The sequence below is a fragment of the Streptomyces sp. NBC_00988 genome (genome assembly GCF_045162645.1).
In the GTDB taxonomy this organism is placed as follows: domain Bacteria; phylum Actinomycetota; class Actinomycetes; order Streptomycetales; family Streptomycetaceae; genus Streptomyces.
This window is the reverse complement of the sequence record NZ_CP108730.1, coordinates 9,633,213-9,647,222: the sequence shown is the minus strand read 5'-3', so window position 1 is coordinate 9,647,222 and position 14,010 is coordinate 9,633,213. Positions and strand designations below refer to the sequence as shown.

The following is a 14,010-nucleotide window of genomic DNA, read 5'->3' as shown; positions in this document are numbered from 1 at the left end:
GCCGCCGTCGTCACTTCCGTTACTTCCGGGAAACGGGATTTACTTCCACGTAACGGAATTCAACGTTCTGTTGAAGGAGTCTTCACTCCCGCTCCCGTACCGTCAAGGGCACACTTCTCCACGATGCGCCTCATGCGCACACTCTGGACGTTTCCACAAAGCGGAATTAAACTTCCGGCAAGCAGAACGTAGCTACGCACAGGCGGGGAGTCAACCGACCCCCGGGTAGGCTTCAGCCCTTCCCGCCCGTGCCGAAAGGAACGCGCCGTGCCGCCGTCCAGCGTCAGCAGCACCGACTCCACCAAGTCCACCACGGGCGGTGTCCAGTCCCTGGAGCGCGCCTTCGACCTGCTGGAGCGGATGGCCGACGCGGGTGGTGAGGTCGGCCTGAGCGAGCTCTCCGCGAGCAGCGGCCTGCCGCTCCCCACCATCCACCGTCTGATGCGCACGCTCGTGGTCTGCGGTTACGTCCGTCAGCAGACGAACCGCCGGTACGCGCTCGGCCCGCGCCTGATCCGCCTCGGCGAGTCCGCGTCCCGGCTGCTCGGCACCTGGGCCCGCCCCTATCTGGCCCGGCTGGTCGAGGAGACCGGCGAGACGGCGAACATGGCGCTGCTCGACGGCGACGAGATCGTGTACGTCGCGCAGGTGCCGTCCAAGCACTCGATGCGCATGTTCACCGAGGTCGGCCGGCGCGTCCTGCCGCACTCCACCGGCGTCGGCAAGGCCCTGCTCGCCAACACCCCGGACAACGAGGTGCGCGCGCTGCTCGCCCGTACCGGCATGCCCGCGGCCACCGAGAAGACGATCACCACGCCCGACGGTTTCCTCGCGGCGCTGGAGGACGTGCGCCGCCTCGGCTACGCGATCGACGACAACGAGCAGGAGATCGGCGTGCGCTGCCTCGCCGTCTCCGTGCCCAACTCCCCCACCGCCGCCGCGATTTCGATCTCGGGCCCGGCGGGCCGGGTCACCGAGTCGGCGACCGACAAGATCGTGCCGGTGCTCCAGCAGGTGGCCGGCGAACTCTCGGAGGCACTGGCCAGCCAGAACCCCGCGTGAGCGCCGGGCGGTTCTGGCCGGGCCGGTACACCGACCGGCACGGCACCGAGGTCGTCGTCTTCGAGTCGGACGGCCGGGAGTCGATCCGCACGACGATCCGGGGCGTCCGCTTCGAGGGCGACACCATGGACGACCTCGGCGCGCTCGGCGGCGAGCCGCCGGAGGCCCCGTTCGCCTTCTTCGACGGGGCGCTGTGCTCCTGCCTCCTGGAGTGGGAGGTGCCGATGTCCGTCGCGGTCGAGGGGCAGGGCGTGCGTACGGCGGTGCTGGACTGCGCGTTGCGGCTCGGAGGTCCGGCCGGTCCCGGGCGCGGGCTTGACGCGGAGACGCTGACCACGACCCTTCGCCTGGACGGGCGCGAGTACCGCAACTCGGAGGGCGATGACGACTTCGAGGACGCGCTGAACGAGATCCAGCGCCAACTGCCGGACGGGGCGCGGCTGCGGGCCTGCGTCGCGTGCGTCTGGTCCGACTACCACCCATTGGGTCACGGGTTGATGAGTGGGCTTGCCTGCTTCCGTACAGCCAAGGACATCTACCGGCTCGTCGAGGGCAAGCGCGGCCCTGACAACATCTTCGACGCCTGGGACTCGCGCACCGAATTCGTCCAGGAGACCTGGCTCTGCGGCGAGTTCGAGCACCGGACCACCACACACACGGGGTACCGGGGACCATTCCCGTCACGCCGCTGGTGGTGAACTAGCCCTGCCCGCGCCGGGGTTGACCGAACAGGTCCACCGCGTTGCGTACGTCCGTCAGGCCCCTCGCGAGCGCGCTCACCGAGCCGATCGCACCGGCGATGAGGAGCAACGAGCGGCGCAGGCGCGGGATTTCGGGGGTGCCGTCGATGGTCATCGCGGCCAGCGCCGCGAGTTCGTCCTCGGCGATGACACGGTCGGGGAACTCGGCCGGGTGCGCGGCCAGTTCGCGGCGCAACCGGGACACCGCGGTCCGCAGTTCCGCCACCCTCGGATCCTCGTCGCTGCCGGTCACTGACCTCTGCCCCAAGCTCCGCAACACAGCTCTCCCCCCTCGCACGTCTTCGTGCGCAAGAACTTTGTGGTCCCGCCGCGCACCCCGCAACACTGGTCGGGCGCCGAGGGACGCGGGCAAGTAAACGCCACCCGGTGCGGGGCGCGCCACTCCATGGACCGAAATTAAGTAGGAGGATTCCGTCCGGTCGCCGCCGCGTCAGGTATGCAGGAGGCATGACGCGAAACGAAGACCAGGTCGCCGGGCTGCTGCTCGCCGCGGGCGGCGGCCGACGGCTCGGCGGGCGGCCCAAGGCGCTCCTACGGCACCGGGGGCGGCCCCTGGTGGAGCACGCGGTCGGGGTCCTGCGCGCGGCCGGCCTCACCCGCGTGCACGTGGTCCTGGGGGCGCGCGCCGACGCCGTACGGGAGCAGGCGGAGCTGACCGGGTGCGTGGTCGTGGAGAACCCGGAGTGGGAGCAGGGGATGGGGTCCTCGCTGCGGGCGGGGCTCGACTCGCTCGCGGGTACGGGGGCGCGGGCCGCGCTCGTGTCGCTCGTCGACCAGCCCGGGATCGGCGCGGAGGCGGTGGCGCGGGTGCTGGCCGGGTTCACGGACGCGGACTCGCTCGTCTCGGCCGCCTACGACGGGGTACGCGGCCATCCGGTGCTGTTCGGGGCCGCGCACTGGGCCGGGATCGCCGAGAGCGCGACCGGGGACCGGGGGGCGCGGGCGTACCTCAAGGCGCACGCGGACGCGGTCACGCTCGTCGAGTGCGGGGATGCGGCCGAGCCGTACGACATCGACACTGAGGCGGATCTCGTCCACCTTGAGTGAGCGGAGTGGCACTGAGCGCCACTTTGGCTCGATCCGGAGAATCTCGACGTCAACAAACCATTGAACTTCCACGATGAGGAAACTAGTATCCACTGTTCAGAAGCGCCCGACGGCCCCTCGGGTGCTCCCAGCCCTACCCGGGTCACCTGGCACCCGGTGCCACGCTGAAGGAAGTGACAGTTCATGTCCGCACCAGCGCCGTCCTCGCCGGTCGTCGTCGACGCCGAACCCCTGCCCCGGCAGGACGAGGTCCTCACGGTCGAGGCCCTCGCCTTCATCGCCGAGCTGCACCGCCGGTTCACGCCCCGCCGGGCCGGACTCCTCGCCCGCCGGGCCGAGCGCCGCGCGGAGATCGCCCGCACCTCCACCCTCGACTTCCTCCCGGAGACCGCCGCGATCCGCGCGGACGACTCCTGGAAGGTGGCCCCCTCCCCCGCCGCCCTGAACGACCGGCGCGTCGAGATCACCGGCCCCACCGACCGCAAGATGACGATCAACGCCCTCAACTCGGGCGCGAAGATCTGGCTCGCGGACTTCGAGGACGCCTCCGCGCCGACGTGGGAGAACGTCGTCACGGGCCAGCTCAACCTGATCGACGCCTACACCCGCGCGATCGACTTCACCGACCCCAACTCCGGTAAGTCGTACTCCCTGAAGGCCGAGGACGAGCTGGCGACCGTGGTCATGCGCCCGCGCGGCTGGCACCTCAACGAGCGTCACCTCCTGGTGGATGGTGAGCAAGTCCCGGGCGCCTTCGTGGACTTCGGGCTGTACTTCTTCCACAACGCGCAGCGCCTGCTGGACCTCGGCAAGGGCCCGTACTTCTACCTCCCGAAGACCGAGTCGCACCTCGAAGCCCGCCTGTGGAACGACGTGTTCGTCTTCGCGCAGGACTACGTCGGCATCCCGCAGGGCACCGTCCGCGCGACCGTGCTGATCGAGACGATCACCGCGGCGTACGAGATGGAGGAGATCCTCTACGAACTCCGCGACCACGCCTCGGGGTTGAACGCGGGCCGCTGGGACTACCTGTTCTCCATCGTGAAGAACTTCCGTGACGGCGGGCCCAAGTTCGTCCTCCCGGACCGCAACGCGGTGACGATGACGGCCCCGTTCATGCGGGCGTACACCGAACTCCTCGTCCGCACCTGCCACAAGCGCGGGGCGCACGCGATCGGCGGCATGGCGGCGTTCATCCCGTCCCGTCGTGACGAGGCGGTCAACAAGGTCGCGTTCGAGAAGGTCAAGGCGGACAAGGACCGTGAGGCCGGGGACGGTTTCGACGGGTCCTGGGTGGCCCACCCGGACCTGGTGCCGATCGCCATGGCCTCCTTCGACGCGGTGCTCGGCGAGAAGCCGAACCAGAAGGACCGGCTGCGCGAGGACGTCGACGTCAAGGCCGCCGACCTGATCGCCGTCGACTCGCTGCACGCGAAGCCGACGTACCCCGGACTCGTCAACGCCGTTCAGGTGGGCATCCGTTACATCGAGGCGTGGCTGCGCGGACTCGGTGCCGTCGCCATCTTCAACCTGATGGAGGACGCGGCCACCGCCGAGATCTCCCGCTCGCAGATCTGGCAGTGGATCAACGCGGGCGTCGAGTTCGAGAACGGCGAGAAGGCAACTCCCGAGCTGGCGCGCAGGATTGCCGCCGAGGAGCTGGAGAACATCCGCGCCGAGATCGGCGCGGACGCCTTCACCGCGGGCCACTGGCAGCAGGCCCACGACCTCCTCCTGGAGGTCGCGCTCGACGACGACTACGCGGACTTCCTGACGCTGCCCGCGTACGAGCAGCTCAAGGGCTGACCTCCAACAGGCGTCAGGAGAAGCTCACTTGTCCGAGTGGCCCAGGGACTTTCCCGGGGCCACTCGGTCGCGTACGAGCTTCTTCACGGCCGTGGGCTCCGGGAAGCCCTGCGTACGGCGGTCCCACACCACCTCGTCGTTGACGCGGACGACGAAGACGCCGCCGGTGCCGGGCTTCAGGGACAGTTCCGTCAACTCGGCCTCGAAGGTGGTCAACAGCTCCTGCGCCAGCCAGGCCGCGCGGGGCAGCCAGCGGCACTGGGTGCAGTACTCGATCTGGACGCGGTACTTGGGCCGTACGGGGTTGTCGATCGGGGTGTCTGTCATCCGAGGTGTACCGACCAATCCTTTTCCGCCGCCGGTTTGCCGTGCAGGTCGGGGACCCGCTTGAGCCAACTCGGGCGGCCCTGCTGTGTCTTCGCCGCACGGAGGGCCTCCTCTGCGGCGCGTTCCTCCCGGCTGGGGAAGTCGGTGGGAAGCCAGGCCGCGGAGGCCTCCACGCTCGCGTGGAGGTAGGCGACGTACGCCTCCCGTACGGCGTCGGGTGTCGCGAAGCCCGGTTCACCGGCCAGCCAGGCGTCCGGCACCTCGGCCGCGATGCGGCGCAGCAGTTCCTCGGTCACCTTGGGGGCCAACTCGGCGTCGGCGGCACGGGTGTCGGGGCCGTAGTGGCCGAGGGCGTGATGGCGGAAGTCGTAGGACTTGGCGGGGTCGGCGCCGTCCCAGCGGTGGTGGAAGACGAGGGCTGCGCCGTGGTCGATGAGCCACAGGCGCGGGGGTGCGATGCCGAGCGTGGGCCAGATCATCAGGTTCGAACTGTGCACCGTACGGTCGACGTTGACCGTCAACGCGTCGAGCCAGACGATCTTCCCGGCCTCCAGCGGGTCGACCGTGCAGCGCGCGGCGACCTCCGGGGTGAAGTCCTGGGCACCCGGCAGGAAGTCCATGCCGAGGTTCAGGCCGGCGCTCGCGCCGTGCAGGTCCCGTACCTCCTGGTGGGGTTCCTCGTCGGCGATCGCCGGGTCGAAGTGCACGAGCACCAGCTCGGGGAAGCGCAGGCCGAGGGCGCGGGCCAGCTCCCCGACGATCACCTCGGCGACCAGCGCCTTGCGGCCCTGCGCGGAGCCGGTGAACTTCACGACGTACGTACCGAGGTCGTCGGCCTCGACGAGTCCGGGGACGGAACCGCCGGACCGCAGGGGTTCGACGTAGCGGGTTGCGACGACCTCTCTCAGCATCTACTCAGGCCACCATCCTCTTCAGCCCTCTTCAGCCTTGCGATCCACGGCCGACCCCGGGGCGCCAACGGCCGTCCGCCCCTTGCTTCCGGCCTCCGGCAGAAGTGAGCATAGTAACCGAGGGTGATCGGCGACGCCTCCCGCTGCCAGGCCAAGCACGCCGGTATGCCGGAACCACCCACGTACCAGCCCTCCGTTCCGCACGGTCAGCCAGCCCCGCATCGAAATGTTCATACCATCCGGATTTTCCGAACATCTTCATACCCAGCTCCCCCGGAAGGGCTGACAGGGCGACTCGGCGTCTGTTCATGGTCAGGCACGGCGCGGCGGACGCCTTCGGGACGCTCACCGAAGTCGGACGGCGCCAGACGGAGTTGCTCGCGGAGCGCCTGGCCCGCCTGCCGATCGACACGGTGTGGCACTCGCCGCTGCCACGGGCGGTGCGCTCGGCGCAGCTCATCGGCGAGCGTCTGAACGGGGTCCCCGTGCGGGAGGCGGCCGAGCTGACCGACCACATCCCGCACGTACCGGACACGCCGACGGCGGCATGGGCCGGGGTCTTCGACGGCTACGACCCCGCCGAAGCGACCAAAGGGGGAACGCCTCGCGAACGCGCTGACCGACCGGTTCGCCCGTCCCGCCGACACCGAGACGCACGAGGTCCTGGTCACCCACGCCTACCAGGTGGCCTGGCTCCTGCGGCACGCCCTTGGCGCGCCACGTGACCGGTGGCTGGGGCTGAACTGCGGGAACACGGCGGTGACGGCGATCGAGTACTACACCGGCGCGGCTCCGTCACTGGTGGTCTACAACGACATGAGCCATCTCCCCGCGGACCTGCGCTGGACGGGCTTCGGGCCCGGCGCCCGGCCCTGAGCGGGCAAGCGGGGCGCCCTCAGGGCGCCCCGCTCAACCACCGGCTCCGGTGCCGTCGATCAGGTCGCGGGCCCCCTGGCGGAGCAGCGCCACCCCGACCGACGTACCCAGGGTCTCGGGGTCGAGGGGCCCAGCCCACTCGTGAGCGTGGAGGCTCTTCTTGCCGTCGGCGCTGAAGACGCGGGCCCGCAGGGAGAGTTCGCCGTCCCGGAACGCCCTGGCGAACCCGGCGATCGGGCTGTCGCAGTGGCCCTGGAGCACGTGCAGCAGCTTGCGCTCGGCGGTCACCTCCCGGTGCGTGTTCTCGTCGTCGAGTGCGCCGACCGCCGCGATCAGCTCGGTGTCGCCCTCGCGGCACTGCAGAGCCAGCGCTCCCGCACCCAGGGCCGGCACCATCACCTCGGGGTCGATGACTTCACTGATGGCGTCCCGGCGGCCGATCCGCTCCAGGCCGGCCACCGCGAGCAGCAGGGCATCCGCTTCTCCGATGGTCTCACCATCGGGATGTTCTGTGTATCTTGTGCCGTGAGCGGAGACGTTTGCACAACTGGACCGAACGGCGCCCGCGACGGCGCCGTACGAACGGAAGGGGGCGCGGATGGTCCGGTTGACCCGGGCTCAACAGCAGGAGCGCACCCGCGCCGCCGTGCTGACCGCGGCGAAGGCCGAGTTCGCCGAGCGTGGATACGCCACGGCGAAGGTGGACCGGATCGCCGAGCGGGCCGAACTGACGCGTGGCGCGGTGTACTCGAACTTCCCGAGCAAACGCGCCCTCTATCTGGCCGTGCTGATCGACATGGTCGCGCGCGCCGCCGCCGCGGAGCACGGCACCGCCGACGCGATCCCTCCCTCGGCAGCGCCCGCCCGGACCTCCCTCGCCGAGGCACTGGGCGCCTTCGCCCGCATCTGGCTCGAACGGCTGCCGCTGACCGGGCACAGCCCCTCCGCCGGCCGGGCGCACCTGGGCTCACTGACCGAGGTGCTCGACGACGAACCGATCCGTGCCGCGTTCGGCCAAGTGACCTGCCTGGAGGCGTTGTTGCTGGCGCTCGCGCTGGAGTCACCGGACTCACGCGCCTTGACCGACGCAGCGCCCGCGCGACAGGTACGGCGGGCTCAGCTGGTCCTGCGACTGCTGGACGGTTCGGGCACCTCGGTGGATCCGGCCCTGGGATTCGGCGACCCCTTCGACATCGCGCAGGCCTGCGCACACCTGGGCGGGCTCGCCCTCGCCGACACCTGGAACCCCCCGCATCTGCCCTACGTCCCGCCCGCGCGAGCCTGCCAGGATCGATGGGACCCACCGCGTGAGCTGCGGGATCTGCTCAGTGGGCGCATGGTCGGATTCACCGGGGACGGTGTGATCACGGTCCTCGGCACCCACCGTCTCGGAGCCGCGGAGGAGGCCGTCCGCAGCGCGCGGGCCGGTGATCTGATCACCGTGGTCGTCACCACGGCCGACCCCGCCGAGATCGGACGCCTCGTCCAGCTGAGAATCGGCGACTTCGCCCGCTGCCTGTGGCGCGCGTTCGGCCCCGACACCCGTCCGCGTCTGCGCCTCGTCCTCGACGAGCACGGCCTGCTGGCATCGGCCGTCGGCGTACCGGACGCCGACGACACCACCGAGTACGCGGTCCGCATACGACACGACACGATCGTCACCAGAGCCCAGGGACCGGGTGCCGCGTATGCCGCGGCCACCCACGACCTCGCCACCACAGACGTTTCCCACACCACACCCGATGGGGCCGCGCCATGACCCAGCCCGTTTCGTCCCACGCCACCAGCACCGATCTGCTGGTGCTCCACTCCCTTCGCTGCATCGGCTTCTCGGGCCTGTCCGCAGTGGCCGGGGCGACCGGACTGCCCGAGTCCGACGTCGAGTCGGAACTGATCGACCTCGCCGTCGCCGGACTCGTCACGCGCGCCGCGGGCGACTTCGGCGGCTGGGGTCTCACCGACGCCGGCCGCGCCGCGGACGCCGAGCGGATCGCCGACGAGGTGGCGACGGCCGGTGTGCGACCCGCTCTGACCGCGGTCTTCGACCGGTTCCTCGTCCTCAACCCCGAACTCCTCGACCTCTGCACGGCATGGCAGACCCGCACCCTCAACGGCGCGATGAGGATGAACGACCACAGCGACTCCGCCTACGACGCCCGTGTCCTCGACCGGTTCACGGAGTTCCACCAGCGTGCCGAGCCCCTGTGCGCGGAGCTGTCCGCGGCCCTGCTCCGGTTTCGGCGCTATCCCGTCCGGCTCGCCGACGCGCTCGCCCGCGCGAGGTCCGGCGCCCTGGAGTACGTGACGGACAGCACCACCTCGTACCACACCGTGTGGTTCCAGCTGCACGAGGACTTGCTGGCCACGCTCGGCATCCCACGCCACTGACCCACCGGCCGCCGGCCGTGGCACCCGTTCTCCCCCACAGCCGAAGCAGCAGAGGCGACGCAGAGATGGCAACGCGATGACCTGGATTCGCCCGCTCTCGGCAGAGGTCGAGGAGACAGTGGATGTCCTCGGCGGCAAAGCGCACGGGCTCATCGTGCTCCGGCGTCTGGGGCTGCCCGTGCCACCGGGGTTCGTCATCGGTACGGAGGCATGCCGTGCCTACCTCCGTACCGGGCGGCTGCCCCCCGGCCTCGCCGCCGAACTCACGGCCGCCGTAACCGAGTTGGAGGCCGCCACGCACCGCGAACTCGGCGGCTCGGAGCGTCCGCTGGCGGTGTCGGTCCGCTCCGGCGGCAAGGTGTCGATGCCCGGCATGATGAGCACCGTCCTCAACCTCGGGCTCACCTCCGGGGCGACGGCCGCGCTGGCCGAGGAGACGGGTGACCCGCGTTTCGCGGTGGACTCGCGGCTGCGGTTCCTGACCAGCTTCGCCTCCCAGGTCGTCGGCGTGGGCCAGGAGAGCCTGGCGAGCGTGGACCGGGCGACCGCCGGGCGCGAGGACGACCCGAGCGCCTTCGAGACGGCGATCCGCGAGGTCGAGCGGCTCATCCGCGAACGGAGCGGCGAGCCCGTTCCCGAGGACGCGGCCCGGCAGTTGGAGCTCGCCGTCGAGGCGGTGTTCTCGTCCTGGGACACCCCACGCGCCAAGACCTACCGCGCCCTGCACGACATCCCTGGCGACCTCGGCACGGCCGTGACCATCCAGGCGATGGTGTTCGGCAACCGCGACGAGCACAGCGGTACGGGTGTCGCCTTCAGCCGCGATCCCAACACCGGTGAGCACGTCCCGTTCGGCGAGGTCCTGTTCGGCCGCCAGGGCGAGGACGTGGTCTCCGGCACCTCGCTGACCGGCCCACTGCGCGAGCTGGCCGACCGGGAACCCGCCGTGTGGACGCGCCTGTTGACCGCCCTGGACCAGCTGGAGGAGCACTACCACGACGCGTGCTATGTCGAATTCACCTTCGAGGCAGGCGAGTTGTGGATCCTCCAGGTGCGTCCCGGGCGATTCGTCGGGCGGGCCGCGGTACGGGTCGCCGTCGACCTCGCCGAGGCGGGGACGATCGGGCGCGACGAGGCGCTGTTGCGCGTCTCACCGCAGCATCTCGCCCAGGTGCGGACGCCACGGATCACGGCGATCGACCCCCGGGACTTCTTCACCCGGGGGCTCGGAGCATCTCCGGGAGTCGCCGTCGGCCGGGTTGCTACCACCGCCGACAGCGCGGCGCGGCTGGCGGCGGGCGGACCGGTCGTCCTGCTGCGCCCGGAGACCTCACCGCTCGACATGCACGGCCTGGCCGCCGCGACCGGGGTCGTCACCGCACGCGGCGGGCCGACCAGCCACGCGGCCGTGGTGGCGCGGTCGATGGGAAAGCCCGCCGTCGTGGGGGCCGCGGGCCTCACCGTCGATGCCGCCGACGGCTGTGTCCGGGCGGGCGGGCGCACCCTGCCCGAGGGCACGCTCATCGCTGTCGACGGAACGAGCGGCGAGGTCGTCGTGGGTGAGCCTCGCATCGTCGCGGCCACGACCGACCCTCATCTGCACCAGTTGCTCGGCTGGGCGGACGACGTCGCGAGCAACGCCGACGGCGACCGTGACCGTGACCGTGACGAGATGGAACGCCTGTCCTCGGCGCAGGCCGTCCTGCGTGGTGTCGGACAGGGGGCGCCCGGCTGATCACGACGCCGACGACGTGTCCGCCGAACTCCGGTCGTGGCTCGGCCTCGAACACGCCGCACCGCCCAACCACACGCGGCCCCAGGCACGGTGAGTGACCTGCTCGGAGGATGACGGGGCTCCTGGAGTCCGGCCATGTGGCGTTCGAGGCCGTGGGCACCGCGGGGCACCTGCTCAGTGTTGCCGTTGGAGAGTCGGACCGGCTCTCTCGGCGTGTCCGGCGACGAAACGAGCAGAGTGGCAGGTCAGCGCCACGAAGGGTGGCCCTCCGGCGTGCTGCCGGTGGTGAGCCTGCGTTCGCCCGTGCCGTCCGCGCGGACGGCCCAGATCGCCGGCTGGTCGAAGGGACCCCGGACGAAGGCCACCCACTTGCCGTCGGGCGACCAGACCGGGTCCATCTCCTGAGCGGCTGTCTGCACCAGCGTCCGGTCGTCCGTGCCGTCCGCCTTGACGACGTGGATGTCTCCCCCGGTCCCCACGTTCGGCGCCCCGGCGGTGTAGGCGAAGTACCGGCCGTCCGGGGACCAGACGGGGTCGAGCGCGCGCCGAGCTTGATGGGTGACCTGCCGGGGTTCGGCGCCCGGCCGCGCCGGATCGACGACGTGGATCTGCCAACCCGACGTCTTCTGAAGGCAGATGGCGATGTGCTTGCCGTCGGGGGACCACGCCGGGTCCTCCACCTTCGCGGTACCGGTGGTCAGTTGCCGCGCGGAGCCGTCCGCGACGGTCACGACGAACAGCTGCTGCACCCCGTCCTGCCGCCGCAGCACGGCCAGCCGCTTCCCGTCCGGCGACCACGACACCCGCCCACCCGAGATCGCGGCGACCCGGCGGACGTCGGTACCGTCCGCGTTCGCCGTCCAAACGGCCGACTCCTGCCCGGTGTTGCGGGTGAACGCGAACGACTTGTGACCGGGGGCCCACTGCGGCAGCGCGTCACACGTCCCGTCGATCAGCTGCTTCGGATCGTCCTTGGTGGAGTCACGCCGCCCGATCACGCTGTGACACGTCGACGACCCGGGATCCGTGTCCATCCGAACCAACAACGGGGCATCGGGGAAGACGGCGGGGGTCGAGCGCAGGGGCGACGTCGAGGCTCCCCCAGCACCGGCGTCGCCCTTCTGATCGGAACCGCCCCATGGATGCCACACGAGCAGCCCCGCGGTGACCACAGCGACCAGCATCGCCGCTACGACGACTGTCCTACGGCGGCCTGACGGCACCCCGGCACCGCCCACCGGTCCGGCACCGCCGGGCGGGACGGGCGCGGGCGCGAAAACCGGCGCGGGCCCGAAACCGGGGCCGGGGCCGGGCGACGACTGGACGGTCAGGGGGTGAGAGGCCCCGGACGACCTCTCCTCGGACTGAGCCGGGCTGGTCGGCATCTCGCCGACCGACGACGAACCGGACGGCCTCTCACCAACCGGAGCCGGACCAGTCGGCCTCCCGGCAACCGGCCACGAACCAGGCGCCCCCTCACGAACCGACGACGGACCAGTCGGCCTATCCGCAACCGGCCACGAACCGGGCGCCCTCTCACCAACCGGACCCGAGCCGGTCGGCATTTCGGCGACCGACGACGAACCGGACGGCCCCTCACTTGCCGGAGCCGGGCCAGCCGGCATCTCGGCAACCGGCGACGGACCCGGCCACCCCTCACCAACCGACGACGAACCAGACGGCCTCTCACCGGCCGGCCACGAACCAGGCGCCCTCTCGCCAACCGGCGATGAACCGCGCGCCCCCTCACCTCCCGACGACGGACCAGTCGGCCTCCCGGCGATCTCCGGCGCGACGGGCACCCCCTCGCCAAACGCCGACGAGCCGACACCCCCTTCGGCACCCACCGGCGAGACACCCGGCCCCTCGTCGACGACCTGACGAAATCCTGAGCCCCCATCAACCCCCGACGCGGGGCTCTGCCGCCCCTCATCAACCCCCGGCGGGAACCCCGAACTTCCATCACCCCCCGGCGGAAAACCCGAGCCTTCACCAACCCCCGCCGGGCCACCCACCCCCTCACCGCCCCCCGGCGAAGATGACATCGCCGTACGCGGATCAGCGCCCGCGCCCACCCGGCGATCATCGGGCGCACCCGACGCACGACCCGTTGGCGCACCCGACGGACGGTCGGTGGGCGCGCCCGACCACCGATCCGCGGGCCCACCCGACGCACGACCCGCAGGCCCGCCCCCCGGCCCGTCCACCCCCGCGAAATACCCCGCCGGATCCTGACTCCGCACCAACGCGGTCGCCTCCGCAGGCAGCCACACGTCCGGCGGATGCTGGATCGTCAGCCGGTCGAGGAACTCCGATGGACTGGGCCGGTCCCGTGGGTCCTTGGCGAGGCAGGCCGCGACCAGGTGGCGCAACTGGCCGGGGACGTCCGTGAGTTCGGGCTGTTCGTGGACGACCCGGTAGGGCCACGCGGCCGCCACCCCGTCCCCGAAAGGCGCGCGCCCAGCCGCCTGCCCGAGCACCACACCCAGGGCGAACATGTCCACGGCGGGCGTGAGCGTGCCCCCGGTCAGCTGCTCCGGCGCGAGAAACCCGAGCGTGCCGATCTGGAAGCCGGTCTGCGTGAGGGCCGTACCGTCGAGGGCCCGTGCGATGCCGAAGTCGATGACCCGGGGGCCGTCCTCCGCGACGATGATGTTGGCTGGTTTCAGGTCGCGGTGGATGACCCCGGCCTGGTGGATCGCCGCCAGCGCCTCGGCGAGGCCGGCGGCCAGCACGGTGAGCGTGTCCGCGGGCAAGGGGCCGACCCGGTCGAGGACGGCTTGCAAGGTCGGGCCGGGGACGTACGCCGTCACCAGCCAGGCCGGGTCGCCGTGCGGGTCGGCGTCGACGACCGACGCCGTATGGAAGCCGCCGACGCGGCGGGCGGCGGCCACCTCGTCGGCGAACCTGCGCCGGAAACCCGGTTCCGTGCTCAGTTCGGGCCGTACGACCTTGACGGCCACCGCCCGGCCCGACCGCGACCGGCCGAAGTACACGACGCCCATCCCGCCCTGGCCGAGCCGTCCGACCAGCCGGTATCTGCCCTCCCCGACAGAGGCGGGATCACCCGCTTGGAGCGGTTTCATGACTCCCCCAT

General features: G+C 71.2%; 13 protein-coding genes and 1 pseudogene. 9 read left to right on the top strand and 5 right to left on the bottom strand.

Features of this window, described 5'->3' with window-relative positions:
- Window positions 1-267: 267 nt before the first annotated feature.
- Window positions 268-1,062 (top strand): IclR family transcriptional regulator, encoded by a 795-nt coding sequence (locus OG496_RS43765; protein ID WP_366493814.1) that lies wholly within the window; start codon window positions 268-270, stop codon window positions 1,060-1,062.
- Complete coding sequence (locus OG496_RS43760; protein WP_405974797.1) at window positions 1,059-1,760, top strand: DUF6304 family protein; 702 nt, start codon at window positions 1,059-1,061, stop codon at window positions 1,758-1,760. The genes OG496_RS43765 and OG496_RS43760 overlap by 4 nt, the downstream gene beginning before the upstream one ends.
- 1 nt (window position 1,761) lies before the next feature.
- Here OG496_RS43760 and OG496_RS43755 read toward each other — a convergent pair whose 3' ends face one another.
- Window positions 1,762-2,082: a DUF5955 family protein gene (locus OG496_RS43755; RefSeq protein ID WP_327400281.1), complete on the bottom strand. Its 321-nt coding sequence runs from the start codon at window positions 2,080-2,082 to the stop codon at window positions 1,762-1,764.
- Window positions 2,083-2,270: 188 nt separating this feature from the next.
- Between OG496_RS43755 and OG496_RS43750 the strand changes: the two genes are divergently transcribed.
- Both OG496_RS43750 and aceB read left to right on the top strand, forming a co-directional pair.
- A complete protein-coding gene (locus OG496_RS43750; RefSeq protein WP_405974796.1) occupies window positions 2,271-2,870 on the top strand; it encodes an NTP transferase domain-containing protein in 600 nt (199 codons plus the stop codon).
- Window positions 2,871-3,053: 183 nt separating this feature from the next.
- Window positions 3,054-4,676, top strand: a complete 1,623-nt coding sequence (gene aceB, locus OG496_RS43745; RefSeq protein ID WP_405974795.1) for a malate synthase A — start codon at window positions 3,054-3,056, stop codon at window positions 4,674-4,676.
- Between the two features lie 24 nt (window positions 4,677-4,700).
- On the opposite strand, the gene OG496_RS43740 is transcribed toward aceB, so the two are convergent.
- Together OG496_RS43740 and OG496_RS43735 are read right to left on the bottom strand one after the other, a co-directional pair.
- Entirely contained in the window at window positions 4,701-5,003 is a 303-nt protein-coding gene (locus OG496_RS43740) for a SelT/SelW/SelH family protein (protein WP_405974794.1), read from the bottom strand.
- Window positions 5,000-5,914 (bottom strand): HipA family kinase, encoded by a 915-nt coding sequence (locus OG496_RS43735; RefSeq protein WP_405974793.1) that lies wholly within the window; start codon window positions 5,912-5,914, stop codon window positions 5,000-5,002. Before OG496_RS43735 ends, OG496_RS43740 begins: the two co-directional genes overlap by 4 nt.
- Before the next feature lie 308 nt (window positions 5,915-6,222).
- Here OG496_RS43735 and OG496_RS43730 point away from each other — a divergent pair, with 308 nt between their 5' ends.
- Window positions 6,223-6,639 carry a histidine phosphatase family protein gene (locus OG496_RS43730; protein ID WP_405974792.1) on the top strand — a complete coding sequence of 139 codons (417 nt, stop codon included), beginning with the start codon at window positions 6,223-6,225 and terminating at the stop codon, window positions 6,637-6,639.
- Window positions 6,530-6,790, top strand: coding sequence for a histidine phosphatase family protein (locus OG496_RS43725; protein ID WP_405976824.1), 261 nt, complete (start codon window positions 6,530-6,532; stop codon window positions 6,788-6,790). The genes OG496_RS43730 and OG496_RS43725 overlap by 110 nt, the downstream gene beginning before the upstream one ends.
- Before the next feature lie 33 nt (window positions 6,791-6,823).
- Here the strand turns inward: OG496_RS43725 and OG496_RS43720 are convergent.
- A pseudogene (locus tag OG496_RS43720) lies at window positions 6,824-7,276 on the bottom strand (hydroxymethylbilane synthase); the annotation flags it as partial.
- Window positions 7,277-7,388: 112 nt separating this feature from the next.
- Here OG496_RS43720 and OG496_RS43715 point away from each other — a divergent pair.
- The 3 genes from OG496_RS43715 to OG496_RS43705 all read left to right on the top strand — a co-directional run bounded on the left by OG496_RS43715 (window position 7,389) and on the right by OG496_RS43705 (window position 10,913).
- A complete protein-coding gene (locus tag OG496_RS43715; RefSeq protein ID WP_405974791.1) occupies window positions 7,389-8,549 on the top strand; it encodes a TetR/AcrR family transcriptional regulator in 1,161 nt (386 codons plus the stop codon).
- Complete coding sequence (locus tag OG496_RS43710) at window positions 8,546-9,178, top strand: transcriptional regulator (RefSeq protein ID WP_405974790.1); 633 nt, start codon at window positions 8,546-8,548, stop codon at window positions 9,176-9,178. The genes OG496_RS43715 and OG496_RS43710 overlap by 4 nt, the downstream gene beginning before the upstream one ends.
- A gap of 76 nt (window positions 9,179-9,254) precedes the next feature.
- Complete coding sequence (locus tag OG496_RS43705) at window positions 9,255-10,913, top strand: pyruvate, phosphate dikinase (RefSeq protein WP_405974789.1); 1,659 nt, start codon at window positions 9,255-9,257, stop codon at window positions 10,911-10,913.
- A gap of 245 nt (window positions 10,914-11,158) precedes the next feature.
- On the opposite strand, the gene OG496_RS43700 is transcribed toward OG496_RS43705, so the two are convergent.
- On the bottom strand, window positions 11,159-13,999 hold the full coding sequence (locus OG496_RS43700) for a protein kinase domain-containing protein (RefSeq protein ID WP_405974788.1): 2,841 nt from the start codon (window positions 13,997-13,999) through the stop codon (window positions 11,159-11,161).
- Between the last annotated feature and the right edge of the window lie 11 nt (window positions 14,000-14,010).